The organism is Curtobacterium flaccumfaciens (assembly GCF_051548005.1).
Classification (GTDB): Bacteria; Actinomycetota; Actinomycetes; order Actinomycetales; family Microbacteriaceae; genus Curtobacterium.
This window is the reverse complement of record NZ_JBPUGH010000211.1, coordinates 1-4,509: the sequence shown is the minus strand read 5'-3', so window position 1 is coordinate 4,509 and position 4,509 is coordinate 1. Positions and strand designations below refer to the sequence as shown.

General features: G+C 66.2%; 3 protein-coding genes. All 3 read left to right on the top strand.

The genetic code is table 11. From position 1 onward, the window contains the following. The first annotated feature begins 408 nt into the window (after positions 1 to 408). The 3 genes from mmsA to ACSW7Y_RS16350 all read left to right on the top strand — a co-directional run bounded on the left by mmsA (position 409) and on the right by ACSW7Y_RS16350 (position 4,405). Positions 409 to 1,932 (top strand): multiple monosaccharide ABC transporter ATP-binding protein, encoded by a 1,524-nt coding sequence (gene mmsA, locus ACSW7Y_RS16360; protein WP_438127298.1) that lies wholly within the window; start codon positions 409 to 411, stop codon positions 1,930 to 1,932. Next, the gene (mmsB, locus tag ACSW7Y_RS16355) at positions 1,929 to 3,221 is read left to right on the top strand and encodes a multiple monosaccharide ABC transporter permease (RefSeq protein ID WP_438127297.1); all 1,293 of its coding nucleotides are present in this window, start codon (positions 1,929 to 1,931) and stop codon (positions 3,219 to 3,221) included. Before mmsA ends, mmsB begins: the two co-directional genes overlap by 4 nt. Positions 3,222 to 3,304: 83 nt before the next feature. Then, complete coding sequence (locus ACSW7Y_RS16350) at positions 3,305 to 4,405, top strand: substrate-binding domain-containing protein (protein WP_438127296.1); 1,101 nt, start codon at positions 3,305 to 3,307, stop codon at positions 4,403 to 4,405. Positions 4,406 to 4,509: the final 104 nt, after the last annotated feature.

The window sequence follows — 4,509 nt, the reverse complement described above, 5'->3', positions numbered from 1 at the left end:
GGCCCGACCCGCGCCTCCAGGCCGCCTCGGGAGGACCCCGACGGACGTGTGCGGACATCCGCAACAGGACGCGGAAGTACCCCACACCGGGGGGCGCAGACCGGCGCGTCGCACCGGATGGCGCGGGCCGTTACACAAACGCGACAATCCCGAATTGACAGCATCCGCACACCTGTGCGTAGGATTGCCCCCGTTCCAGCCGATGTGACCGTTCACATGGACCGTCACAGGGCCGGGGCACCGGACGCGACAACGAGGTCCACGCAGGTGACTGCGCCCCCGCTGCCGCAGTGTCAACCCGAATGACTGCCGCGCTGGAGCGGCAGAAGGAGATGCACCGTGGCGTCAACCCCACAGGGCCCCGACCTGGCCACCAGGTCGGTGACCGCAGCCGAGACCATCCTCGAGATGCGGTCCATCACCAAGGAGTTCCCGGGCGTGAAGGCCCTCTCCGAGGTGTCGCTCGACGTCCGCGCCGGCGAGATCCACGCGATCTGCGGCGAGAACGGCGCGGGCAAGTCGACCCTCATGAAGGTGCTGTCGGGCGTGTACCCGTACGGCACCTACGAGGGCGAGATCGTCTTCGAGGGCGAAGAGGTCCGCTTCAAGGACATCAAGCAGTCCGAGCAGGCCGGCATCGTGATCATCCACCAGGAGCTCGCGCTGATCCCGGAGCTCTCGATCACCGAGAACCTGTTCCTCGGCAACGAGCCCTCGAAGTACGGCGTGATCGACTGGACGAGCGCCCAGCTCCGCGCGCAGGACCTGCTCGCCCGCGTCGGCCTCTCCGAGGACCCGGACACGCAGATCAAGAACATCGGCGTCGGCAAGCAGCAGCTCGTGGAGATCGCCAAGGCCCTGCACAAGGACGTCAAGCTCCTCATCCTCGACGAGCCCACCGCCGCGCTGAACGAGAACGACTCCCAGCACCTGCTCGACCTCATCGTCGGGCTGAAGGCCAAGGGCATCTCGAGCATCATCATCAGTCACAAGCTCAACGAGATCGAACAGATCGCGGACAGCATCACGATCATCCGCGACGGCAAGACGATCGAGACCCTCAACGTGAAGGGCGACGGCGTCAACGAGGACCGCATCATCCGCGGGATGGTCGGCCGTTCGCTCGAGAGCCGGTTCCCGGACCGCACCCCGAAGATCGGCGAGACGTTCTTCGAGGTCCGCAACTGGACCGTGCAGCACCCGCTCGACCCGTCGCGCCTGGTCTGCAAGGGCTCGAACTTCCACGTCCGCCGCGGCGAGATCGTCGGCTTCGCGGGCCTCATGGGCGCCGGCCGCACCGAGCTCGCGATGAGCATCTTCGGTCGCTCGTACGGCACCTGGCTCGGCGGCGAGATCATCAAGGACGGCCGCGAGATCGAGGTCAAGAACGTCCAGCAGGCCATCGAGCACGGCATCGGCTACGTCTCCGAGGACCGCAAGGCACTCGGTCTGAACCTGCTCGACACCGTCAAGCGCAGCACGGTCTCGGCCGACCTGCAGAAGATCTCGAAGGCCGGCGTCGTCGACTCCCTCGAGGAGTACAACGTCGCGGACAAGTACCGGAAGATGCTCCGCACGAAGGTGCCGACCGTCGAGGAGAACGTCGGGAAGCTCTCCGGCGGGAACCAGCAGAAGGTCGTCCTGTCGAAGTGGATGTTCACCGACCCGGACATCCTGATCCTCGACGAGCCGACCCGTGGCATCGACGTGGGCGCCAAGTTCGAGATCTACGGCATCATCCAGCAGCTCGCGGCGGAGGGGAAGGGCATCATCCTCATCTCGTCCGAGCTCCCCGAGCTCCTCGGCCTCTCGGACCGGATCTACACGATCTTCGAGGGCCAGATCACCGCTGACCTCCCGGCCGACCAGGCCGATCCCGAAACCCTCATGCGCAGCATGACCTCCGCGCGGAAGGGCGCCACCGTCTCATGAACAACCTGAAACTGCTCTTCGGCAAGGGCAACAGCATCGGCCAGTACGGCATGATCATCGCGCTCGTCGTGATCGTCGCCTTCTTCTGGTTCACCACGGACGGGCTCATCCTCGAGCCCACCAACGTGATCAACCTGTTCCTGCAGTACTCCTACATCCTCATCCTCGCGCTCGGCATGGTGATGGTGATCATCGCGGGCCACATCGACCTGTCCGTCGGTTCGGTCGCGGCGTTCGTCGGCATCATCGTCGCGCAGTCGATGTCGGTCTGGCACTGGCCGGCCTGGGCCGCGATCATCCTCGGCCTCGCCGTCGGTGCGCTCGTCGGTGCCTGGCAGGGCTTCTGGGTGGCGTTCGTCCGGGTCCCCGCGTTCATCGTGACGCTGGCCGGGCAGCTCATCTTCCGCGGTGCGAACCAGATCATCGGTCAGTCGACCTCCGTGCCGACCCCGGACGACTACAACCAGATCGGTGCCGGGTACATCCCCGACTTCGGCCCGAACACGAACTACTCGAACGGCACGCTCCTCATCGGCCTCGTGACGATCGCGGCACTCATCATCATCGAGGTGCGCGGCCGTCGCCGTCGCCGCAAGATGCAGGCCGAGGTCCCGCCGCTGTGGGTCTCCGTCGTCCGTACGGGCATCCTCGTCGCCGTCACGCTCGTCGCGACCTACCTGTTCGGCGCCGGCCCGGTCGGCACCTCGGTCCCGATCGTCGCGATCATCCTCGGCGTCCTCACGATCATCTACGGCTTCATCACGAAGAACACGATCTTCGGCCGCCAGGTCTACGCCGTCGGTGGCAACGCCAGCGCCGCGGTCCTCTCCGGCGTCAGCGCCCGCAAGGTCAACTTCTTCGTCATGGCGAACATGTCGGTCCTGGCCGCCGTCGCGGGCATGGTCTTCGTCGGCTACTCGAACGCCTCGGGTCCCGCCGACGGCACCGGCTGGGAGCTCGACGCGATCGCGGCCGTGTTCGTCGGTGGCGCCGCGGTCGCCGGCGGCATCGGCACCATCTCCGGGTCGATCATCGGTGGCCTCGTGATGGCGCTCCTGTCGAACGGTCTCCAGCTCATGGGCATCGAGTCGAACAAGGTCCAGATCATCCGTGGTCTCGTCCTCCTCGTCGCGGTCGCCTTCGACGTCTACTCGAAGTCCCAGGGACGCCCGTCGCTGATCGGCGGAATGATGCGGCAGTTCCAGCGCAAGGACACCGAGCAGAACACGGTGGCGGCCCAGCAGCCGCGGTCCATCGAGGACCAGCCGGACAAGGTCAACACCCAGTAGAACGTGGCGCCGGGCGGCCCGTCCGCCCGGCGCACGAACCCCACCACCACAGCACCACCCCTCAACGAAGAGAAAGCAATCTCATGCGCAAGAAGCTCATCGCCGGCATCGGCCTGGCCCTCGTCGCGGGCCTCGCCCTCAGCGGCTGCTCCGCACGCGGGACCTCCGGCTCGGACTCCAGCACGGAGATCAAGAAGGGTGACCTCATCGGTGTCGCCCTGCCCGCCAAGACCTCGCAGAACTGGGTGCTCGCGGGCGCCGCGTTCGAGAAGTCGATCGAGGACGCCGGCTTCAAGGCCGACATCCAGTACGCCAACGCCGGCAACCCGGTCCCGGACCAGCAGTCGCAGATCTCGGGCATGGTCACCAAGGGCGCGAAGGTCGTCATCATCGGCGCCGCCGACGGTTCGCAGCTCGGCTCGCAGGTGAAGGCCGCCAAGGCGAAGGGCGTCACCGTCATCGCCTGGGACCGCAACATCCTGAACACCAAGGACGTCGACTACTACGTGGCGTTCAACAACTACAAGGTCGGCCAGCTGCAGGCCCAGGCGCTCCTCGACGGCCTCAAGGCCGAGAAGGGTGACGGCCCCTACAACATCGAGCTCTTCGCCGGTTCGGCGGACGACGCCAACGCCACCGTGTTCTTCAACGGTGCGATGAGCGTCCTCGAGCCGAAGATCAAGGACGGCACCCTCAAGGTCACGTCCGGCCAGGAGACCTTCCAGAAGGTCCAGACCAAGGGCTGGCTCGCGCAGAACGCCCAGTCGCGCATGACCGACCTGCTGTCGCAGTACTACTCGGGTGACACCAAGCTCGACGGCGTCCTGTCGCCGAACGACACCCTCGCCCGTGCGATCCTCACCGCGACGAAGGCGGCCGGCAAGCCGAACCCCGTCGTCACCGGTCAGGACTCCGAGACCGCGTCGATCCCGCTCATCATGAAGGGCACGCAGTACTCGACCATCTACAAGAACACCACCGAGGAGGCCCAGGCCGCCATCGACCTGGTCACCGACCTCTCGAAGGGCAACAAGCCCGACACCAAGATCGACAAGACGAACAACTACAACGGCGTCAAGACGGTCCCGGCGATCGAGCTCACCCCGATCCTCGTCACCAAGGAGAACGCGGTCGAGGCGTACAAGGGCAACGACACCCTCGAGCAGCTCGCCAAGCAGGGCTGAGTCCGCTCGGCACACAGCACACGGACGGCCCCGTCTCGCACCTGCGAGACGGGGCCGTCCCGCGTTGCGCGTCGAGACGGGAGGACGGCCTGGAGTCTCGTTTC